Here is a 19,532-nt window from a genome sequence, read left to right as displayed (position 1 = left end):
GCTTATTTCCCCTGAGCAGCATTTTCAGACGGAACAGGGGCTTGCATTGGAATGATATTTGGCTTGACCTGCATTCCTGGACGAACCAGTCCCTTAATAATGACTTTATCGCCAGTTTGCAGACCACTGCTAATAATCCGCAATCCATCAAAGACCGAGCCAAGTGTTACAGGTCTAAATTCAACCGTATTATTCGAACCAAGAACCAGAACAAAATTATTGCCCTGATCTGTACCCACCGCCTGATCATCTATCAGAATGGTGGACTGTTTATTTCCAGTGGTCAGCTTAACTCTGGCAAACATACCTGGTGCTAATTCACCTGAATCATTGGCAATAGATGCCCTAACCCGTAGCGTCCCTGTACGCTGGTCAATTTGAGTACTTACAAAGTTTAATTTCCCTGTATAAGGATAAGTTTCTGTATTTGCCAATCCCATTTCGATTGGCAAGTTGAATTGTCCAGATTTATTTTGTCCCTTTAGATTGAGAAAGGTTTTTTCATCAAGGTCAAAATAAACATACAGTGGATTGACGGAAACGATGGTGGTTAAGGCTGTGGCATTGCCTGTATTTCCACCTGCAATCAAGTTGCCACTGGTGACAAGAACACGGTCAATACGTCCTGAAATCGGTGCTGTAATATTGGTATAAGATAAATCGAGCTTCGCTGCACTGACGGCTGCCTGAGCTTCCTGTACCTGAGCCTGGCGGTTATTTTTGGTTGCCAGTGCATCGTCATAAACCTTATTGGAGACGGCACCACTTTCGACCAGTTTATTTGCTCGATTAAAATCCAGAACAGCCTGGCTGTACTGAACCTCTGCTGCTTTCAGTCGTGCCTGGGCTGTATTCAGAGCAACCTGAAAAGGTTCAGGATCAATTTTAAATAATACCTGTCCCTTACGAACATAACTGCCCTCGGGAACACTAACACTATTAATGACACCACCAACACGGGACTTGATTTCAACGCTTTGTGGTGCTGATAAGTAGCCTGTATATTCTGCGGTTGGGTTAAGTTCCCGTGTAATCACTTCCGCAACAGGAACTTGAGGGACTGGCATTTGAGCTGCGGCAGCTTGTGGATTGGGTGCATCTGGTTTATTCGTTGCTGTGTAGAGCAAACCACCAGATATAGCCACCCCCACTGCAACAGCAATTACTGTAATTTGTTTTTTCATGGTGCTTACCTTTCATGCAATGCTACAACACGCTCTCAATAAGGTTTCTGTAGCAGTTGCCTGTATGCTAGAGTTTCCAATAATTGGAAGATCAATAGATCAGCCTTAAAAATACATAACAAATTAACATATGTTTAATCATTCATATGTTTAGTGCTAAAATAACTTAAATATTGCTACTTGAATAGCAAATATGAATAAATGATCATATGTATATATTTTTAAGAAGAAAAAGGAGTGAAGAAAATGAGTGTTTGCTACATTACTCTGAAATATGCTTAGCCATATCCGATAGAACCTGACTTACATGAATATCATCTATTTCATAAAAGACTTGTTTAGCTTGACGTTCACCTTTGACTAAACGGGCTGAACGCAATAAACGTAGATTGTGACTGACCAAGGACTGGGATAAATCAAGGGCATCACTGATTTCACCTACTGAACTAGGTCCACGCATACAAAAAAGTAGAATTTTAAGTCGTGAAGCATCACCCAATAGCCGAAATGTTTCAGCTAAAGACATAATCTCCTCTTGAGATAATTCTGTAGGGTGATCTTTAAAACTCATATTTATACTTAAATTCCAGTCATTAGCGAAAATATAGATGTTTACATATTCTACCCTTGACCTTTCCATAATGGCAAGGTTTATGCTCTTAGCAACTGGATAAGCTCTATAGGTATATCTTATGGGAACAGCAACAAATAAGCTTTCTAATAATATGAAAGTTACATTAAAAATTGAAGGTATGACATGTGCCAGTTGTGTTGGACGTGTTGAAAAAGCCCTCAAAAAAGTTGATGGTGTACAGTCAGCCTCGGTCAATCTGGCGACAGAACGTGCAGATATTGTACTTGATCAGCCTGTGGATCGTCAGGTACTGGTTCATGCCATTGAACAGTCAGGCTATGACGTGCCTGCAAATAATATTGAATTATCAATTAAAGGCATGACCTGTGCCAGTTGTGTAGGTCGTGTCGAAAAAGCCCTTAAAGCCGTTGCAGGTGTAAAAGAAGCCAATGTCAATCTTGCAACTGAGCGTGCAACGGTCAGTGGTACAGCAAATGTCGATGCCTTGATTGCCGCAATTGATAAAGCTGGTTACGATGCCACAGAAATTCAGGCTTCTATTCCTGACCAGACAGAGCAGCTTGAGAAAAAAGATCAGGAACGTGCTGAACTTAAACGTGATTTGATTCTCGCCTCCCTGTTGGCTTTACCTGTATTTATTCTGGAAATGGGATCTCACCTTATCCCTGGTGTACATCAACTGATTGATCAAACTATTGGGATGCAGAATAGCTGGTATTTACAATTCATACTGACCACACTGGTTTTGGTTATTCCAGGACGAAGATTCTATCAGAAAGGTTTTCCTGCATTATTCCGTCTAGCTCCTGATATGAATTCTTTGGTCGCTGTGGGAACATCAGCAGCATATTTGTTTTCTATTGTTGCCACATTCATACCAAACATCCTCCCATCAGGAACGGTGAATGTGTATTACGAAGCGGCTGCGGTGATTGTCGCATTAATCTTACTGGGTCGTTTCCTTGAAGCAAAAGCCAAAGGGCGAACCTCTGAAGCAATCCAGCGTTTAGTCAGCTTACAAGCCAAAACTGCCCATGTTTTACGCAATGGTCAAATGGTGGATATTGCAATAGACCAAGTGGTTGCAGGTGACATTATCATTGTAAAACCAGGGGAAAGAATCCCTGTTGATGGTCAAGTCACGGATGGAAAAAGCTTTGTCGATGAATCCATGATTACAGGTGAACCAATCCCTGTGGAAAAAGGCATCGGCAGTGATGTAGTGGGCGGTACCATTAACCAGAATGGCACGTTGACTTTTACCGCTGTGGCGGTGGGTGGCGAAACTATGCTGGCTCAAATCATTCGTTTGGTTGAGCAGGCACAGGGTTCTAAAATGCCGATTCAGGCTGTGGTGGATAAAGTGACCTTATGGTTTGTACCTGCGGTGATGATTGCCGCAGTGCTTACATTCCTGGTCTGGCTGATTTTTGGTCCATCACCAGCCTTAACTTTTGCATTGGTTAATGCGGTGGCAGTGTTGATCATTGCCTGTCCTTGTGCAATGGGATTGGCGACACCAACCTCAATTATGGTCGGTACAGGTCGTGGTGCAGAGTTGGGAGTACTGTTCCGCAAAGGCGAAGCCTTACAACTGTTAAAGGATGCCAAAGTTGTTGCAGTCGATAAAACAGGGACATTAACAGAGGGTCATCCCGTACTGACTGACTTTGAAGTGACTCAATTCTTTGAGCGTGATTATGTCCTAGGCATGGTTGCGGCTGTTGAATCCCGTTCTGAACATCCGATTGCTAAAGCAATTGTTGATGCGGCAAAAAGTGAAAACCTGACTTTACCTAAAGTTGATACGTTTGATTCAGTCACAGGCATGGGTGTCTGTGCAACCATCAATGGTAATGAAGAAATCAATATTGGTGCAGACCGTTATATGGTTCAACTTGGTATTGATGTTGCTCCATTTGTTGCCACAGCTCAGCGTCTGGGTGATGAGGGTAAATCACCACTTTATGTTGCTGTCGATGGTGAACTGGCAGGAATTATTGCAGTTGCTGACCCAATCAAAACCACAACGCCAGCAGCGATTAAGGCTCTACACCAATTAGGTCTCAAGGTAGCAATGGTGACGGGTGACAATGCTCGTACTGCTCGGGCAATTGCCAAACAATTGGGTATTGATGAAGTGATTGCTGAAGTTCTACCAGAGGGTAAAGTCAGTGCGGTTAAAGAGCTGAAAGCAAAATACGGCAATATCGCTTTTGTGGGTGATGGGATTAACGATGCACCCGCTTTGGCTGAAGCTGATGTCGGACTTGCGATTGGTACAGGTACAGATGTTGCAATTGAATCTGCCGATGTCGTGTTAATGTCAGGAAACTTACAAGGTGTTGCCAATGCGATTGCCTTGTCCAAAGCAACGATTGGTAATATTCACCAGAACTTATTCTGGGCATTTGCCTATAACACCATGTTGATTCCTGTTGCTGCTGGTATATTGTACCCAGCCTATGGAATACTGATGTCCCCAATCTTTGCAGCAGGAGCAATGGCTTTGTCCAGTGTATTTGTACTTGGCAATGCATTACGTTTACGTCGATTCCAGCCACCATCCGTCAGTCAAGGCTAAGGAGGATATGATGAACATTGGTAAAGTCTCTAAAGCTTCGGGAGTTACCGCCAAGATGATTCGTTATTATGAGCAGATTGGCCTAATTCCTGCTGCGGGACGTAATAATGCAGGTTATCGCTCTTACTCAGCAAATGATGTTGAACGTTTAAAGTTTATCAAGCGAAGTCGTGAACTCGGTTTTTCAGTAGCAGAAATATCAGACTTACTTGATTTATGGAATAACCGCGGTAGACAGAGTGCTGATGTCAAACGCCTTGCTCAGGGTCATAGTGAAAAGCTGGAAGAACGTATCAATGACCTACAGCAAATGGCGAATACCCTCAAGGACTTAATCGACTGTTGTGCTGGTGATAATAGACCCGACTGTCCGATTCTTGAAGGCTTGCAAGAACCTCACAATGAAATAAAGGACGTTCACCATCATAACGACCTGCTTTCCGTTTCACCTTTAACCCGAAAGAAATAGCAATAGGATATAGGGAGAAGTAAAATTAATTTTACTTCTCCCTATTTTTTATATTTATAACTATGAACTAAAATATGTCATTTCTTTTAGATACTTACATTGTCAAATAACTGCTAATTTAACATCACAAACATTCCTAAATATTGAGCTTATAATTCATTGCCCACAAAAAAGCGACTCAATAGAGAGTCGCTTTATCATTTCGTCCGTTTTTAACGAGGAGGAAAACCAGCCTCGGTTAAAGCCTCAACGATTTGCTGCTGTGTTGCAGTTGTTTCAACTTTTACACTACGATTGGGTGGTTCGGTGATGACCTTTGCATTGGCATCTATTGCTTGAATTGCTCTGGTTACACCACGGGCACAGCCACCACAAGTCATATCTTCAACATGAAATTCCATATTTAACTCCACTATTACTATTCAGGATGTGTTTAATATAAACCTTGCCATAATTGTAAGGTCAAGCATTAAAAGTAAAATTAATGTCCCTCAGATATATAATTGACTGTGTACTTAGGTATTTCTACCTCCAAGTTTTCATCTTGGACCTTAACCTGGCAAGATAGTCTTGATTGGGCCGTAAGCCCCCAGGCACGATCCAGTAAGTCCGCCTCTACATCATCCATTTCTTCTAAACTGTCGAACCCTTTTTTCAGAACAACATGGCATGTTGTACATGCACCTGATAAATCGCAGGCATGTTCTATGGGAATGCCATGATCCAATAAACTTCGACATAAATTACTTCCGCTTTCAATTTCAAGTTCCGCACCCTCTGGACAAATCTTTTCATGCGGAATAACTATAATTTTTGGCATATAACATAATCCTCAATTCATCAAATTTATAGATAAAACAAGGGGCTTTAAAAAGCCCCTCATTTAAAAGAATATCGAATAGAGAAGTATCTACTTATGTTTACTTAACCATTCATTCATCATCTTGATTTCTGATTCCTGGGCAGAGATAACATCTTCAGCAAGCTGGCGTACTTCTGGATCAGAACCATATTGAAGAACTACTTTTGCCATATCAATTGCACCTTGATGATGGGGGATCATGCCTCTCATGAAATCAACATCAGCATTTCCTGTAAATGGAACCATCATATCTGCGTGCATTTCATCATTGATCTTAATATATGCTTGAGTTGATGGGCTATCTTCATTTTTGCTGCCAGAATGATTTTTGTTTTTTGCCAACCATTCATTCATCATCTTGATTTCTGACTCTTGGGCAGAGATAACGTTCTCGGCAAGCTGACGCACTTCTGGATCAGAACCGTATTGAAGAACTACTTTTGCCATATCAACCGCACCCTGATGGTGAGGAATCATACCCAACATAAAGTCAGTATCTGCATTTCCCGTGAAATCAATACCCATTCCGCTGTGCATACGAGTATTTACTTCCATATAGGCATTTGTAGATGGATTATCTGTTTTAGCTGAACCATTCATATCATGGTGCATTGAATGGCTTTCATGTTTATTCTCACTCATTGAATTTTCCTTTGGAGCGTCAGAAGAGGAACACCCCGCACTAAATACAATCGCACCGATCATTAACATTGGAACAAAGTGTTTCATGGAGTTATCCTCTTACTACAATTATGAAAAAATAATGGGTAATAAGCTCGGAAGTTATTCTTTCATATCAGGTACATCATTACCCTTGATGTAGCAACTCTATTCTTTCCAATTATGGTAAGGTCAACACCTAATCAAATAAAAATAATTAAAAGAATAAAACAATTAAAAACAAATACTTAAAGACAATTAACTCCGTAGTGAGTCACAATAATCAATAGAATTAAAAAAATCACCTCCAATCACAAATAATATTTTTATATAAATATCAATGTGATATGTGTCTTCATGGTTTCACAATTATTTATTTGACTATTGGATGCACTACAAAAGACTACAAACATTCTCAAACTTTATACTTAAAAATTATCTTACTTCCCATCTTAAATTTGAGCATTTATGACAATAAAACCTTATTTATTAAAACCTTAAAATAATTATTAAGGTATAATTATTTTAACCATAACTACTATTTTTTGAGTTTCACAATGTCTGAAATTGATTTTTATAAAAGATTGAACAGATTAGAGAAAAGACGAAAAGGTACTGACCTTACATACAATGCTTTTGATAGTGTAACAGCAGGCGTAACTTCATTTAATGAGTTTGATGAATTAAAACGTACAATAGAAAAATGGCAGATTGTATCAGACAAACCATCTATCCGTTATGCAGTAGGAGCAATGCAAGAAGTTAGTAAACGTTACACAGAAATCAGTATTGAAACTGCTAAAAGAATTGAAAAACAATTAGAGCCTAGGCTACTAAATAATCATAACATTGTCACAGAATACAGATTACAAGGGTCAGTTCCCCTAAATATTCATATCAAAGGTGTAAGTGATGTTGATTTACTTGTACTTAACAAATCACATTATCGTACAGAGGGTTATTTAGGTACTTTACGTCATGATGATATAAAAATATTAAGAGAACTCAGGAACGCGTGCACTTATGAATTAAGACAAGCATATCCTGCCGTAACAATTGATACTACTGGTGCTAAATCTATAACTTTAACAGGTGGATCACTTCCTCGGGATGTAGATGTTGTACCCTCTCATTGGGTAGAAACATATGAGTACCAACAACAAAAGCACCTTTATTTAAGAGGAGTCAATATTCTAGATAATAAAACTCCTACTACATTGATGAACTTACCTTTCAAGCATATTTTTTATATAGATTACAAATGTAAATACTATGCTGATGGAGGATTGAAAAAATCTATCCGCCTTTGTAAAACAATAAAAGCCGATTTAGTTGAAGAGGGCAAAGTAATTTACTTAAGTAGTTTTGATCTAGCCTCTATTATGTATCATTCCAATCTAGAAAATTTAAAGAAAGGTAGAACAAATGCTTTAGCAATAGTTCTTGAAACAAAAAGATTTTTTGATTATCTGTATCATAACCCAAACTATAGAAATAGCTTATATACACCTGATATGACCAGAAAAATATTTGATAGTTATCAGAAAGAAACCTCTCTCACAACAATGAGCATTGCCTTAGATAAACTCGTTACGGAAATACGTAAAGATTTGGGTTACCTATATGACGAAACCATTGGCTCTTATCCATTAGTTATCTAATTTTTCCCATAACATTGTTCCCATGGTTCTTCGACCAGTAACATTATAATATTTAGCACTGGCACTTTTATTGTCTTTATGAAGTGTCAGCTCTACAAATCCTCGATGGATACGTAACTCTTCATGATCTAAATCTTTTGGTTTGTTTTCATAACTATAAAGAACTTTGTATTCTTCAATTTCGTCATAAATAATTGCAGCAGAAATACTGTCAGATGTGGAAAATTCTGTTTCTAATCTGATTCTTACTTTATCCCAACTTTGTAAAATTGTTACTTTTCCAATCCACTCTCTATTGTGCTTAATCATTTCAGAATTTTCTTCTTGGTAATCAGAGATACCTTTACATGACCATTCTCCCGAAATATCAGGATATTTCAGAATCTTGAAAAATAAACCTGTTTTCCATATCCATTTATCAAATAGAAAATAAAAAGTAAGAAATAATAAAGCAGTGATAGCACTAGAAATGATGACATTCCAATAAGGAGACAATCCACCCAAGAACTTCAGTAAAAAGTAAATCAATATCCAAGATATAAACGTAGCAAGTGAATAAACATATTTCCCTGCATGAGACCTATTGAATCCATTATGAACACAATATTCATGACCTAATTGCCCCATACATACCCTCTGGAAGCCCAAAATTCAGTTTTAACTTTATGTAGCTACATTAGCGTTATATGGTCCAGTTATACAAGCAATTTAGGTATCCAATATTGCTGATCACCAAACCTCACTTCAAAGCCATCATTCAGCCCCCTATAATTAATACTATCCATTTGATTAAAAAAGGATTTATCCAAATTATGAAAATACATCAATCCTAACTTTATCCACTCTAGTTCATTAAAATTTTCCTCTGGGGCTTTCATGATGGCCAACAATTGTTTTTCCAGTTTCTTCATATTACTTTTTTCTGTTATTTTTTCATCTAGTACCCATGACGTATCAAGGTTCGTATCATAATTCTTGTTTAAAAAATTAAGAAAGCCAACAATAGCGCAAGCTTGTCCAGGGGACTTAAATAAGTAATATTTTACATGCCACATTGTTGGTAAATCTAATCGTGATTGACTTACCAACAGCATTAAAGCAGATGCTGGTTTCATGGCTAAACGGGCAGAACGTATACTCGTTTTCCCTAAATCCATTTTATTTATTAAAACCTGATAATAGTTCTGAAGAATTTGGGCTGAAAGCGATGAACCAGGACATGAGTTCGCCAGTTTTCTCAGTTGGTCAAATTCAGAACAGTGGCCTTTAGATTGGGTATCTATATGCAGGTGATGTACTGCAACCAACCACCGGATGGGCAGCTCATATTTGCGTAAACCACTTGTTCTTAGTCTATGTAATAAAGAGTCATTGTCTGGGATCTGATCTCCCCAAAGATCACTGGTCTTTTCAAAAAAATGAATATGTTTACGAATTAGTAATGCAGCCTTATGCGGTCCAACCTCATGATCAAGCCAATTCATATAATCTTTAAAGTAACCTTTGAGGCTTGGATTTACTAATGTATTAACCAGTTCCTTAATCCTATTCCCCAATATTCTTCGCCATGTACATAATTCACAGTATTTCCCATATCCAGCAGGAATCTGTTGCTGGCAAGTTAGACATTGAAGTGGTGGACAGGTCAAACATTTCTTACAAAGCATTTTGCCTGACACAACATCCTGTTCAATCAACCTATATCTTCTACAACTTTGGCATGTCTGGTAATCACGGGTTGCACACTTTGGGCAAACTCTTAAATTATCTCCAAAACGGCTGATACGAGATAAGCGTTGTGATGTCACACCACACCGTTCACAAGCTTGAAACTCTCTAAAATAAACTGAACAACTATTACAAACAGGGCCTTGCTCCGTTATTTTTCCTATAGGGTAATCAATACGCTGACATCTAATGCAAGGTCTATTGGTTTCACATTGTTGGCAAACGGCCAAGTTATCAGCTTTATATAATCTGGAACTTTTACCACACGACGGACAATCCTGTTTTTTAAAAACTCGTACATAGCACTTATGGCAATAGTTACGCTGTTTATAAAGTCGGTGTATCTTTTCAACCGCATCACCACATTCATCACACTGAGGCATGGTGTTGTCCCCCCAAAAGTTACCCTAGTTTTCTTTTTAATCTTAAAAACTTGCGTATTACAGTCTCCTTACTTTTAGGTTTAAAGGTAGCTACCAATGCTCTCTTTGGAGGGTAGTTCCGATAAATCGAGCCTAATTGTTCTTCAACAGGCCTTAATATGGCTGGCAACTGGTTTCTCTTATCCCAAAATGAAGACCTGTTCATATTTAAAGATTTTGCTGTTTCAATAAACTTTTCCTGGGGAATAATGAGTAATTGATAAATACAGGAAAATAGCCGTTCTCTCTCGGTAACTGGAAGTTGGTTAACAGCCAATCCATTCGATATAAGCTCAGGATGGGGCACCTGAATTCTGAGTTGTTCAAGAAAAGCCCATCCTTTTCCATTTACTGAGCCAGCTAAAGCTTTTCTAATAAATTGTGAAAATAACTTAATCACCGTTAACCAATCAGTTACTGAAATCAACTTGTCTTGATAGGTTGCACAGCCTTGTTCCAGGAATTGATCAAAGATTTTTTGGAATGCCAAGGCATGACAATCCACAAGGCTTTTATTAACCTCCAATAGACTTTTTTTACATATTGAACAGCAAGTCATAACCTGATCAGGGGCTTCAAGACGTCTAGGTTGAATAGCATTATGGCAATGAGGACATTGATCATGTAAATGCTGATTATGTTTTATACAACCTGTATGCCAGGCAAAACGCCAAGGCAGACGGAAATAGGCAACATTATCCTCAGATAGACACTCAGGACAATATTGCCAGCCACCTCGATGCTTACGGTTTCTTGTACCTAATACCAAGTACCATGCATCAAGAGTTTGATTATCCAGATTATATTTAATTAAAAAATTGCGAAGCGTAGCAGAATTAAATTGGCTTTCATCAATTTTTGTCGTATTGATCAATACCTGTACTTGCTCTGCACTTAAACCACGATCTACATCTACAGACCAGATTCGCCATTTGGGCCAAAGTACTCCAGTTAAACTTAATGGGTCACAACCACTGTCAAGTGCGGCACGTATCAACCAAGAAGATAATGCCTCATCTTGCTTTAAGTCCGTGGGAATAAACCATGAATGGATTTCTGTTGCACTTATCATACCTAGTCCTCCACATTGCTTATTTCACACTTTCTAGCAAGCTACGGTCGATAAACTCCTGACCAGAAACAACAGCTTTCTTTGCGGCGTCCCGTAAAATCGTTCGCAGATTACCTAAGTTTCCATCTGTAATATCATGCAGATATTTTACTGTTGCTGGTTCAGCCAGTTTTGAAGCCTGTTTGAGGGGAAGAACTTTCTCAAATTTATTTACCATAGCTTGAAAGTCTTTATCTAGTTTCCATAAGGGCAAATTAACCACACGAAAACGGCTGACATGCTGTGGATCAGTACGCAGAACACTAATTGCTTCTTCTGTACCAAACCCAACAATGGGTATCTGTGTTTCATTACACAAATACTTAATCGCATTCATTACTGTTCTTTGCTTAATCGGACTGCCACATAATAGAGAATTCATTTCGTCGATAATGAGGAGCTTTACCTCATAAAGTTTAAGGCAATGGACCACTTGGTAACGTAGCTTCGCAACGGGATCTCTTTCTCGAAAAGGAACCCAGAACTTATCAAGAATAGCCATATACAGAGCTTTTTCATCAGGGGAAACAGGTGCCTGTACAATGATTACAGGTTTTACTGCATTATTTTCTGCATTGACATAACCCTCCCCATACAGCTTAAAGAACTGGTTAATAATTGAGGTTTTACCATTATTTGGCTTACTCAATACCAGTAAGTTGGGCATACGGCTCCGCTTAGGAAGTGTCAGGAATCCTTTCAATTGGTCTAACAAGTCATTGGCTGCTGGATACCCAATCCATCGGTCCTCTTCCAGGAAGTAGAGTCTGTCCTCATTAGACTGTTCCACAATAGGGCGAAACTCTTGAAAAACATGTGAATAGTTACTCATGAAATATCCTCATCATTTTCCAGCTCATCGAGAGGCAATAAACCATATACGTTTTCAAGCTGTTGCTCCAAAATCGTACTCTCTTGTTGAGGTTTTTTGCCCTGAATTGAAGCAGGGTTAACACTCTGTTGATGTTGGGTACTGCGCTGATGTGATCTGCGAGCCCGTCGAGTTTTAGTACTTGCCTCCTGAACACGCTCCCGAAGTTTAGCTAGAGCCTGTCCAAGTTCATGATCTTTTAGATATTCGCCAGTTTCCTTTTTCAGTTCCTGAATCTTTTTGTGTTCCCAAATACTAAATGGTGGAATACTTTGATCCGCTAAAGGAACCTTAAAATAATTTTTGATTTCGGGATCAAAGAACCATATCTCACTAATATTTCTTGGATCACGCCTAAAGATAAATTTACGTTTTTCCTTTTGATTATCAGGGTCTACAGCATTAATCCAACCTCTTAGTACATCAGCATAATAAGCAAGACCATCAATTGTTACACCTGTTGTTTGAATCGTCCTTTCAAAACTTGGTAGAAAATCAAGAAAGAAATTATGATCATTTGCAGGCAATCTAGCAGCCCCAGAACCTAACGTGTTTTTATCACCAAAGATACCTAACTCAAAAGCATGTAGTGGAGAAGTACCTAAAGCAGAGTGTTTCCTTTTGTGGTAAACATTACAGATAAAATCAATCAGCCAGTCCTCAAATTCGGAGAATGTGAAAACTGCTTCCGCATCTGAGTTATAGCCTTTTCTTTCAAAAATATTTGAAAAAGTTGTTCCTGGAACTGCGTGAATATCGGTTGCAAATGTTCCCATCAAACGTTCAATGTGCCCGCCAAAACGTGGTTTTTTAACTGGTCGGTATTCCAGACGAATATCATGTGCCATACAAGCATTTCTGAAAGTTTCTGAGTGAAACTCAGGTCCATTATCGACATGAATGGTGTTCATAATTCCCCAGACAGGCCATTCAGCTTGAATCTTGCGCGAAGCTAGCCATTTCTCTTTGGGCAGTACAGCTTGAGAAACGCTCATTGCAATAGACATAACAGAGGGGGCATCTAATGATAAGTAATATCCCACAACTACCCTTGAACGCACATCAATTGCCAACGTAAGAAAAGGTCGTCCTATAGGACACCTGCTAAAATCATCAACCAGAATAAGATCAACAGGCGTATGGTCAATCTGTACGACGGCAAGTGGATAATCAGCATGAGGGAATTTCCCTGCGGCAGGTGTAAATTTGTTATCGGCCTTTTCCTTATGTCCCCTCTTACGAAGAGAGTCTCTCTGGCTAATCGCTGCAATACGATTTCTTACTGTATTGGCATGAGGCACCTCTAGGATATGGTATTCATGACATAAGCGTTTCACTTCAAGTACAACTTTTTGAACACTTATTCTTTGATTAGTTAGGTATAAATCCTTGATGGCTTTTTCAATGATTGCTTCAGCATGTTTATTAATTATCTTCTTGCCTTGTGGCAATCCCTCTTTTCTGGGCCGCAATCCATCAATAGTTCCATATGCCTTATAGATTTTTAACCATCTATAGATAGTGGCTGGATTAATATCATGTTCTTGGGCTCGTAACTCTACTTCCTTACGACCACTCACGCCTCCCTCAATGAAAGGTCGGATGATGTTGAAACGTCTTTCAGCCTCAATCCAGTCTTTATCAGCGATGAGCTCTAGATCTTCATACTGTTCCACAGCTATTGATGGCCTTAATTCACTGATAGCCGCGATACTTTTCCTGCCAGTATTATTGTTTTCAACAAAAACCGATTTTAGGTCAATGACTTCAATAATCGTATGGGGAATCCCTTTTATCTGAACCGGCTCCCCAGCAGCTATTTTGATATTCACACGTCTATCATTCATGACAACTCCCATTTACCCAAAGTTCAGTAGATGGCTGTAAAGGCATACTTAAATCGCAAACCAGATAACCATGAGCAACTAAATACCAGATTTGACTAATTCCATTGGCTCTGTCCCATTTTCCAAGAAAATGTCTGGCTAATAGAGTCTCAAAAGTTACTGCTCCTCGATCTCTCACATAATCCAATAAGTGCTTTGAATCAGCAGGGGGAAATTCCATCTTTCGGTACTTTTGTAAAAACATGGCATTCGACCATAACTGGTCCCGAATACGCCCCTCATGTGCAATATGAAATTTCCAACCCTCTTCTTTGCATACCCTCATGGCAGCACGATATCTAGCTTTCCATAGATGCAAATTAAGTTGCAATTCATCTGTAGGTTTTACTTCAACCAGTTTAGGTGCAATAAATGGAATAAAATCATTATGCTTATAAGTTACTAGGTAGTCAGGGGTGTAAACTCGTTTCTGTCCATTATCAAAATACTCAATGGTAAATGGTTGAGACTCAACAGCAAGAACATTGGGATCAACCTCTAATCGAATAAGGAAATCCCGTTCAAGAGTTGATTCAAAGGCAACTGCGGAATCTTTTTTAAAAGGATATAAACCAGATACACTGATACGTGTATTACCAATTTTTCTTCGAGCTGGTACGATGTTAACGGTGTCGCATGATTGATTGTTCATTCTAGGTTCCGTTGCATAGTTCTTTATAAAATTTGTCGCATAGTTCTTTATAAAAGGTGGTCTAAGTCTTTGACCCTAGCTTATATTGTCGCATAGTTCTTTGTAAATAACAGCGGTTCACAGCCAAAACCGGGTGAAATTACCCTTGCACATTTAGGTGTCTTGTTTCTAGATGAGTTACCTGAGTTTGATCGAAAAGTGCTGGAAGTGCTGCGTCAGCCTTTAGAGTCCAAAGAAATTGTGATTTCACGCGCAGCAAGACAAATGACTTTTCCTGCAAATTTCCAGTTCATTGCTGCAATGAACCCTTGCCCTTGTGGTTACGCATTCAACCAAGATAGTCGCTGTCAATGCTCACCAGAAAGTATTCAGCGTTATCAAAATCGGATTTCTGGCCCTTTGCTGGATCGAATTGATTTACATATTGATGTTCCACCTTTGCAAGCCACTGAATTACAAGATCGAGTAGTAACTGAAAACTCTGAAACAGTGCGACAACGTGTGATTAAAGCCTATCAACAACAACTGCAAAGACAGCAGTGTTTAAATCAAGCGTTATCACCGAACTTATTAGAGCAATATGCGCTACTTGATGACAGCTCAACAAAAATCATGGCAATGGCTCAACAACGTCTGAATCTCTCAGCTCGTGCTTATCATCGGGTTTTACGTGTCGCACGAACCATTGCTGATTTATCTGAGAGTGAAATGATTTCTAGCTCACATTTAACAGAAGCATTGTCCTACCGAGGTCATCAGGCATAAAAAAAGCGACCATATTGGTCGCTTTTCATTATTGTTATTATTAAAAAGCGTAAGCTAATCCTAAAACCACTTTATTTTTTGTTTGATATCAGAACGGTCATAGCCCCCTAAAATATAATCGAGACTCCAGTTAGCACCTGTATCACCTAAAGCATGAGATAGACCTAATGTCGCATGACGGAAAGCAAAACTATGCTCTGTTTTTGCAGTAAACTCATCATCATCGCCATAATAATAGGCACCCAGTTGTGCTTTACCCGTAAAACCAGCAGGCAATGCAGGCGCATACGTCGCGAGGAAATAAGTATCTCCTTTATTACCAAAAGTAACGTTGTTTAATAAAGTTTGTGCCGTCACACCAAAGTCTTTATAACTTAGACCAACAATGGTTTCGTAACCTGTAGACTCCCATCCTGGATAGTAATAATAAATCGTCCCACCCACTTGATAGCCTAGATCTTCGGTAATATTGCCCTTATAGCCAGCATAAAAATCACTTTCAAAAGAATCTCTCGCATCGACATCTTTACAGTCAGGATTTAGACAAGCATAAGAATAATCTAGTGTTGAAAACCAATAACCTGCATAAAAACCCTTGTGGCTATAATCCAATCCACCTTGTACAGCTGCACCGCTATTTTCTGGAGAGTTAGTAATACCACGCAAGTTATAGCTCGATATCACACTGATATTTCCAGAAACTGTTCCCGGAAATGGTAGCTTACTCTCTTCAGCCATTGTTAAAGTTGATGTTAATGTTGCAACACTTAAAGCTAATGCCTTGACTGCAAATTTCATCATATTGATCTCCCCTAGATTTAGATATTCAACAGATTTCTGTCTAAAATTGCATCAATATGTAATTAGCAATTGCTGTGCCAACATTAAAAAAAGATTAAAAATAAATAATATCCTATATTTAACAGAAACTTGAATAAAACAAAGAGATTAAATAGCTATTCTCCAGTCTTTTATCATGATGCGGTTTTTATACATGCAACCAAACTAGGGCGAACCTGCTCTTTTTAGCGCATAAAGTCACGACCTTAAATATTATGGCAGAAAATGAAATATTCACGCCTGCAATCAAGACATTCCAAGATAGTTATAAAGAAAATGAAACTAATATTTTTTTAATTATGCACCGCACAAAAAAGCCAGCATTTCAGCTGGCTTTTCAGTTTTCTAAATAATTAGAATGTTTTATTTAATGTAAATACTGCACCCGTTTCTACACCGCGTTTGTAAGGTTGCATATCAGCATCAATATTTGTACCTACAGCAGCAAGTTCAGCTGAGAAATCAGGAATAGATTTGAAGCTATAAGTTACGCCAACTTTCCAATCAACGTAGTTGTCATCTTTACTGCCATTATCACTGAAGTCATAGTTATCCGCTGTTGTATAACCAATACTTGCGACACCACCAAAACCTGTGTCAGCAAAAGGTACTGTATACGTTGCGTTTAAATACCAAGCATCTTCATCCAAACCAAAGAAATCATTTGTATAATTAACACTTGCTAATAAGCTATCGCCAGAAGCAATAACATCACTGAAACCTAATTTAGCGTATAGCTCAAGCCAGTTGAAATCTGACGCACTTGGATAGCCGTAGTACCATAAACCAACATCTAAAGTTGGCTTGCCAGCAAAAGGCAATTCAGTTGTATAACCAATATATGGATCTAATTCTAAGTGCGGGTCAGCTGAACCAAAGTTTACATTTGAACCCCATACACCAGCATATAAACCAGAAGAATGAGATAATGCAAAACCACCTTGTACTGCTGGATCACTTTGAGTTTGAGTCATACCACGATAGCGATAATCTGTGGTTAATGCAGCATTTCCTGAAAAGCTAAGTCCGTACTGAGATAATGTCGTTGTTTCTTCAGCCATAGCAAAAGATGAAGTTACAGCAATGATACTCATCGCGATTGCTTTACATGCAAATTTCATCATATTGATCTCCCCCATGATGGATATTCGACTGATTTATGTTTTAAATTGCATCACGTTTGTAATTAGCAAATGCTGTGCCAACTTTTAAAAACCCTGATCAAATCTAAGTCTTGTGCTATAAAAGTGCCAAACATATAGAAGCAGTGCGCTTTTAATGCTCCCTCAACTCAATATCATGATTATTTTTGATCAATTTCGACGCACCACACAAAAACAGACTATTTTTCGCACAAAAATAATGCAAAATAAAAATTTAGCTTCACTCAGAGTATTTAAAATACAACTGTTCTAGCGATTAAGACCAAAGTGATCAAAAAAAGTGCATATTAAAAAACTTAAACAAAACTGAACAAACTGTTTATTTTTCATCCTCAACAATTTGCCATTCATCGGGATGTCATTTTTTGCAAATCAGCAGAATAATTTTCAATCAAAGAAAAAATAAATACTTAAATATAAAGAAGAAAAACTTGAACAAATCACGTATTTTTGTAGAAATAAATCAAAAAAACAACCAGCATAAATTACATTCAATATAATATTAAATATAGATAATATTCAATATCTTAATTTTAATTAGCCTGCTTTTTAAACAAGAAATAAATCATAAAATCATATATGTATTTTATTTAAAAATAATTAAAAATTTTTAATAAAAATCTATCTTTTTTATGTATAACTTATACAATTGGTCAAAATTTCGATTTTGATCGAAATTGATCTTATTTATTATGAGGCTACCTATGCCAAAGGCAAAGAAACTAACATTAGCGGTTTTGATTAATGCCGCATTGATCTCCTCAACATATGCAAGCGAACAAAGCGAAGCTAAAGGTTTTGTTGAGGATGCAAATGGTTCAGTATTGTTCCGCACAGGCTTTTTAAATCGTGATAAAAAAGACGGTTTAACAAATGATACAAGCTCAACAGCGCAAACTGCCATTTTTGATCTTCAATCAGGCTTTACAAAGGGTGTTGTTGGCTTTGGTGTTGGCCTAGTAGGTGATGCATCTTTCAAGCTTGGTGCGAATAATAATACGGGTAATCAAATGATTCCTGTAGATGATCGTGGATTTGCTTATGATCATTGGGCTCGTGGTGGTGCCAATGTGAAAGCACGTATTTCCAACACAACCGTGACTTATGGTACACAGGTGTCAACACTTCCTGTCATGGCAAGTAATCAAGCCCGTTTAGTGCCTGAGTATTACACAGGTGTTTTCATTGAAAGTAATGAAATTCCAAATCTAAATGTGGTTGCAGGTAAATTCACAAAAAACCAAATGTCAAACCAAATTAGTACCGATAAAGATGTGACAGGTCAAGGGCTTGATCGTGCAGTAGTTTGGGGTGCTAAATATAAATTTAATGATCAACTCAATTCATCGTATTATGGCTTAGATGTTCAAGATAAGTTAGAACGTCATTATGCTAATGTAAACTTTACCCAAAGATTAAAAGACAAGAGTACCTTAACACTTGATGCCATGGGTTATCATACAAAATGGGATAAAGATGCACTCACTGATTCACATACCACAGATGATCTAGCAAACCGTAAAAACTCGATTTGGGCTGTTTCAGTGGGCTATGGCAAAGATGTACATAATGTCATGCTTTCTTATCAAGATAACACAGGTAATACTGGATATGACTATGGCTATAATGCTGATGGTTTACAAAGTATCTATGTCCCTAATTCCTATTTAGGTGACTTTAATGGTAATGATGAAAAATCTGTCGGGCTACAATATAACTACAACTTCAAAAATCACGGTTTACCTGGTCTAAACTGGACAACTGCATTTGTTTATGGTTGGGATATTGATATCGCTAAAATAACAGATCGCTCAAAAATCATTGACCAAGCCGAAGAACATGAGTTCTTTAACCAAGTCAAATATACAGTTCAAACAGGTGCATTGAAAGATGCAAGCCTACGTGTTCGCTATTCTTACTTACGTTCAAGTGATACCTATAATAATGTTTCTGGTCAATATGTCAGCAATGTCATTGGCTCAACCAATGAATGGCGTTTGTTCCTTGATATTCCTGTGAAACTGTTCTAATTCACAGCTTTATTTAAGTCATAAAAAAACNCACTACTACTATATAGTA

At 38.2% G+C, this 19,532-nt stretch carries 16 protein-coding genes and 2 pseudogenes; 5 read left to right on the top strand and 13 right to left on the bottom strand.

The annotated features are described in order from the left end of the window. Nucleotides 1–2: 2 nt before the first annotated feature. Nucleotides 3–1,184 (bottom strand): efflux RND transporter periplasmic adaptor subunit, encoded by a 1,182-nt coding sequence (locus ACT4_RS03040; protein ID WP_004777767.1) that lies wholly within the window; start codon nucleotides 1,182–1,184, stop codon nucleotides 3–5. A 262-nt stretch (nucleotides 1,185–1,446) separates the two neighbouring features. Beyond that, complete coding sequence (locus ACT4_RS03035; protein WP_000008556.1) at nucleotides 1,447–1,755, bottom strand: helix-turn-helix transcriptional regulator; 309 nt, start codon at nucleotides 1,753–1,755, stop codon at nucleotides 1,447–1,449. A gap of 121 nt (nucleotides 1,756–1,876) precedes the next feature. Between ACT4_RS03035 and ACT4_RS03030 the strand changes: the two genes are divergently transcribed. Together ACT4_RS03030 and cueR are read left to right on the top strand one after the other, a co-directional pair. Next, on the top strand, nucleotides 1,877–4,363 hold the full coding sequence (locus tag ACT4_RS03030; protein ID WP_000536249.1) for a heavy metal translocating P-type ATPase: 2,487 nt from the start codon (nucleotides 1,877–1,879) through the stop codon (nucleotides 4,361–4,363). A gap of 10 nt (nucleotides 4,364–4,373) precedes the next feature. Further along, on the top strand, nucleotides 4,374–4,832 hold the full coding sequence (gene cueR, locus ACT4_RS03025) for a Cu(I)-responsive transcriptional regulator (protein ID WP_001020605.1): 459 nt from the start codon (nucleotides 4,374–4,376) through the stop codon (nucleotides 4,830–4,832). Between the two features lie 212 nt (nucleotides 4,833–5,044). Here the strand turns inward: cueR and ACT4_RS03020 are convergent, their stop codons facing one another. From ACT4_RS03020 to ACT4_RS03010, 3 genes are all read right to left on the bottom strand, one after another. Next, complete coding sequence (locus ACT4_RS03020; protein ID WP_000394310.1) at nucleotides 5,045–5,233, bottom strand: heavy-metal-associated domain-containing protein; 189 nt, start codon at nucleotides 5,231–5,233, stop codon at nucleotides 5,045–5,047. 80 nt (nucleotides 5,234–5,313) lie between these two features. Next, nucleotides 5,314–5,652 carry an ISC system 2Fe-2S type ferredoxin gene (gene fdx, locus ACT4_RS03015; protein ID WP_001124186.1) on the bottom strand — a complete coding sequence of 113 codons (339 nt, stop codon included), beginning with the start codon at nucleotides 5,650–5,652 and terminating at the stop codon, nucleotides 5,314–5,316. A gap of 90 nt (nucleotides 5,653–5,742) precedes the next feature. After that, nucleotides 5,743–6,423 (bottom strand): DUF305 domain-containing protein, encoded by a 681-nt coding sequence (locus ACT4_RS03010; RefSeq protein ID WP_000680279.1) that lies wholly within the window; start codon nucleotides 6,421–6,423, stop codon nucleotides 5,743–5,745. 488 nt (nucleotides 6,424–6,911) lie between these two features. Between ACT4_RS03010 and ACT4_RS03005 the strand changes: the two genes are divergently transcribed. Then, nucleotides 6,912–8,015 (top strand): hypothetical protein, encoded by a 1,104-nt coding sequence (locus ACT4_RS03005; RefSeq protein WP_001289337.1) that lies wholly within the window; start codon nucleotides 6,912–6,914, stop codon nucleotides 8,013–8,015. Here ACT4_RS03005 and ACT4_RS03000 read toward each other — a convergent pair. The 6 genes from ACT4_RS03000 to ACT4_RS02975 form a co-directional block, all read right to left on the bottom strand. Next, nucleotides 8,004–8,642, bottom strand: a complete 639-nt coding sequence (locus ACT4_RS03000; protein ID WP_000530048.1) for a hypothetical protein — start codon at nucleotides 8,640–8,642, stop codon at nucleotides 8,004–8,006. The genes ACT4_RS03005 and ACT4_RS03000 overlap by 12 nt on opposite strands. A 68-nt stretch (nucleotides 8,643–8,710) precedes the next feature. Further along, the gene (locus tag ACT4_RS02995; protein ID WP_004777765.1) at nucleotides 8,711–10,126 is read right to left on the bottom strand and encodes a hypothetical protein; all 1,416 of its coding nucleotides are present in this window, start codon (nucleotides 10,124–10,126) and stop codon (nucleotides 8,711–8,713) included. A gap of 19 nt (nucleotides 10,127–10,145) precedes the next feature. After that, nucleotides 10,146–11,237 carry a TniQ family protein gene (locus ACT4_RS02990; protein ID WP_000622362.1) on the bottom strand — a complete coding sequence of 364 codons (1,092 nt, stop codon included), beginning with the start codon at nucleotides 11,235–11,237 and terminating at the stop codon, nucleotides 10,146–10,148. A 19-nt stretch (nucleotides 11,238–11,256) separates the two neighbouring features. Further along, on the bottom strand, nucleotides 11,257–12,108 hold the full coding sequence (locus ACT4_RS02985; RefSeq protein ID WP_000073961.1) for a TniB family NTP-binding protein: 852 nt from the start codon (nucleotides 12,106–12,108) through the stop codon (nucleotides 11,257–11,259). Then, nucleotides 12,105–13,994, bottom strand: a complete 1,890-nt coding sequence (locus tag ACT4_RS02980) for a Mu transposase C-terminal domain-containing protein (protein WP_000999878.1) — start codon at nucleotides 13,992–13,994, stop codon at nucleotides 12,105–12,107. Before ACT4_RS02980 ends, ACT4_RS02985 begins: the two co-directional genes overlap by 4 nt. Beyond that, on the bottom strand, nucleotides 13,987–14,685 hold the full coding sequence (locus tag ACT4_RS02975) for a heteromeric transposase endonuclease subunit TnsA (RefSeq protein WP_001064759.1): 699 nt from the start codon (nucleotides 14,683–14,685) through the stop codon (nucleotides 13,987–13,989). Before ACT4_RS02975 ends, ACT4_RS02980 begins: the two co-directional genes overlap by 8 nt. Nucleotides 14,686–14,799: 114 nt before the next feature. Here ACT4_RS02975 and ACT4_RS02970 point away from each other — a divergent pair. Beyond that, nucleotides 14,800–15,450 (top strand): annotated as a pseudogene (locus ACT4_RS02970) (ATP-binding protein); the annotation flags it as partial. A 40-nt stretch (nucleotides 15,451–15,490) separates the two neighbouring features. Here ACT4_RS02970 and ACT4_RS02965 read toward each other — a convergent pair. Both ACT4_RS02965 and ACT4_RS02960 read right to left on the bottom strand, forming a co-directional pair. Beyond that, a pseudogene (locus ACT4_RS02965) lies at nucleotides 15,491–16,251 on the bottom strand (TorF family putative porin). 392 nt (nucleotides 16,252–16,643) lie between these two features. Continuing rightward, nucleotides 16,644–17,414, bottom strand: coding sequence for a TorF family putative porin (locus ACT4_RS02960; protein WP_007479698.1), 771 nt, complete (start codon nucleotides 17,412–17,414; stop codon nucleotides 16,644–16,646). Nucleotides 17,415–18,157: 743 nt separating this feature from the next. Between ACT4_RS02960 and ACT4_RS02955 the strand changes: the two genes are divergently transcribed. Further along, on the top strand, nucleotides 18,158–19,483 hold the full coding sequence (locus ACT4_RS02955) for an OprD family outer membrane porin (RefSeq protein ID WP_007479696.1): 1,326 nt from the start codon (nucleotides 18,158–18,160) through the stop codon (nucleotides 19,481–19,483). Nucleotides 19,484–19,532 lie beyond the last annotated feature (49 nt).

It is taken from the genome of Acinetobacter sp. NBRC 100985 (assembly GCF_000241225.1).
GTDB classification, from domain to species: domain Bacteria; phylum Pseudomonadota; class Gammaproteobacteria; order Pseudomonadales; family Moraxellaceae; genus Acinetobacter; species Acinetobacter venetianus.
The sequence above is the reverse complement of the archived record's forward strand: the minus strand, read 5'-3'. Positions and strand labels throughout refer to the sequence as shown.

Coding starts and splice junctions, on each gene's coding strand:
- fdx (WP_001124186.1), bottom strand. CDS start 5,652: ATGCCAAAAATTATAGTTATTCCGCATGAAAAGATTTGTCCAGAGGGT.
- ACT4_RS03020 (WP_000394310.1), bottom strand. CDS start 5,233: ATGGAATTTCATGTTGAAGATATGACTTGTGGTGGCTGTGCCCGTGGT.
- ACT4_RS03040 (WP_004777767.1), bottom strand. CDS start 1,184: ATGAAAAAACAAATTACAGTAATTGCTGTTGCAGTGGGGGTGGCTATA.
- ACT4_RS03005 (WP_001289337.1), top strand. CDS start 6,912: ATGTCTGAAATTGATTTTTATAAAAGATTGAACAGATTAGAGAAAAGA.
- ACT4_RS02955 (WP_007479696.1), top strand. CDS start 18,158: ATGCCAAAGGCAAAGAAACTAACATTAGCGGTTTTGATTAATGCCGCA.
- ACT4_RS02980 (WP_000999878.1), bottom strand. CDS start 13,994: ATGAATGATAGACGTGTGAATATCAAAATAGCTGCTGGGGAGCCGGTT.
- ACT4_RS02985 (WP_000073961.1), bottom strand. CDS start 12,108: ATGAGTAACTATTCACATGTTTTTCAAGAGTTTCGCCCTATTGTGGAA.
- ACT4_RS02990 (WP_000622362.1), bottom strand. CDS start 11,237: ATGATAAGTGCAACAGAAATCCATTCATGGTTTATTCCCACGGACTTA.
- cueR (WP_001020605.1), top strand. CDS start 4,374: ATGAACATTGGTAAAGTCTCTAAAGCTTCGGGAGTTACCGCCAAGATG.
- ACT4_RS02995 (WP_004777765.1), bottom strand. CDS start 10,126: ATGCCTCAGTGTGATGAATGTGGTGATGCGGTTGAAAAGATACACCGA.
- ACT4_RS03000 (WP_000530048.1), bottom strand. CDS start 8,642: ATGGGGCAATTAGGTCATGAATATTGTGTTCATAATGGATTCAATAGG.
- ACT4_RS03035 (WP_000008556.1), bottom strand. CDS start 1,755: ATGAGTTTTAAAGATCACCCTACAGAATTATCTCAAGAGGAGATTATG.
- ACT4_RS03030 (WP_000536249.1), top strand. CDS start 1,877: ATGGGAACAGCAACAAATAAGCTTTCTAATAATATGAAAGTTACATTA.
- ACT4_RS03010 (WP_000680279.1), bottom strand. CDS start 6,423: ATGAAACACTTTGTTCCAATGTTAATGATCGGTGCGATTGTATTTAGT.
- ACT4_RS02975 (WP_001064759.1), bottom strand. CDS start 14,685: ATGAACAATCAATCATGCGACACCGTTAACATCGTACCAGCTCGAAGA.
- ACT4_RS02960 (WP_007479698.1), bottom strand. CDS start 17,414: ATGATGAAATTTGCATGTAAAGCAATCGCGATGAGTATCATTGCTGTA.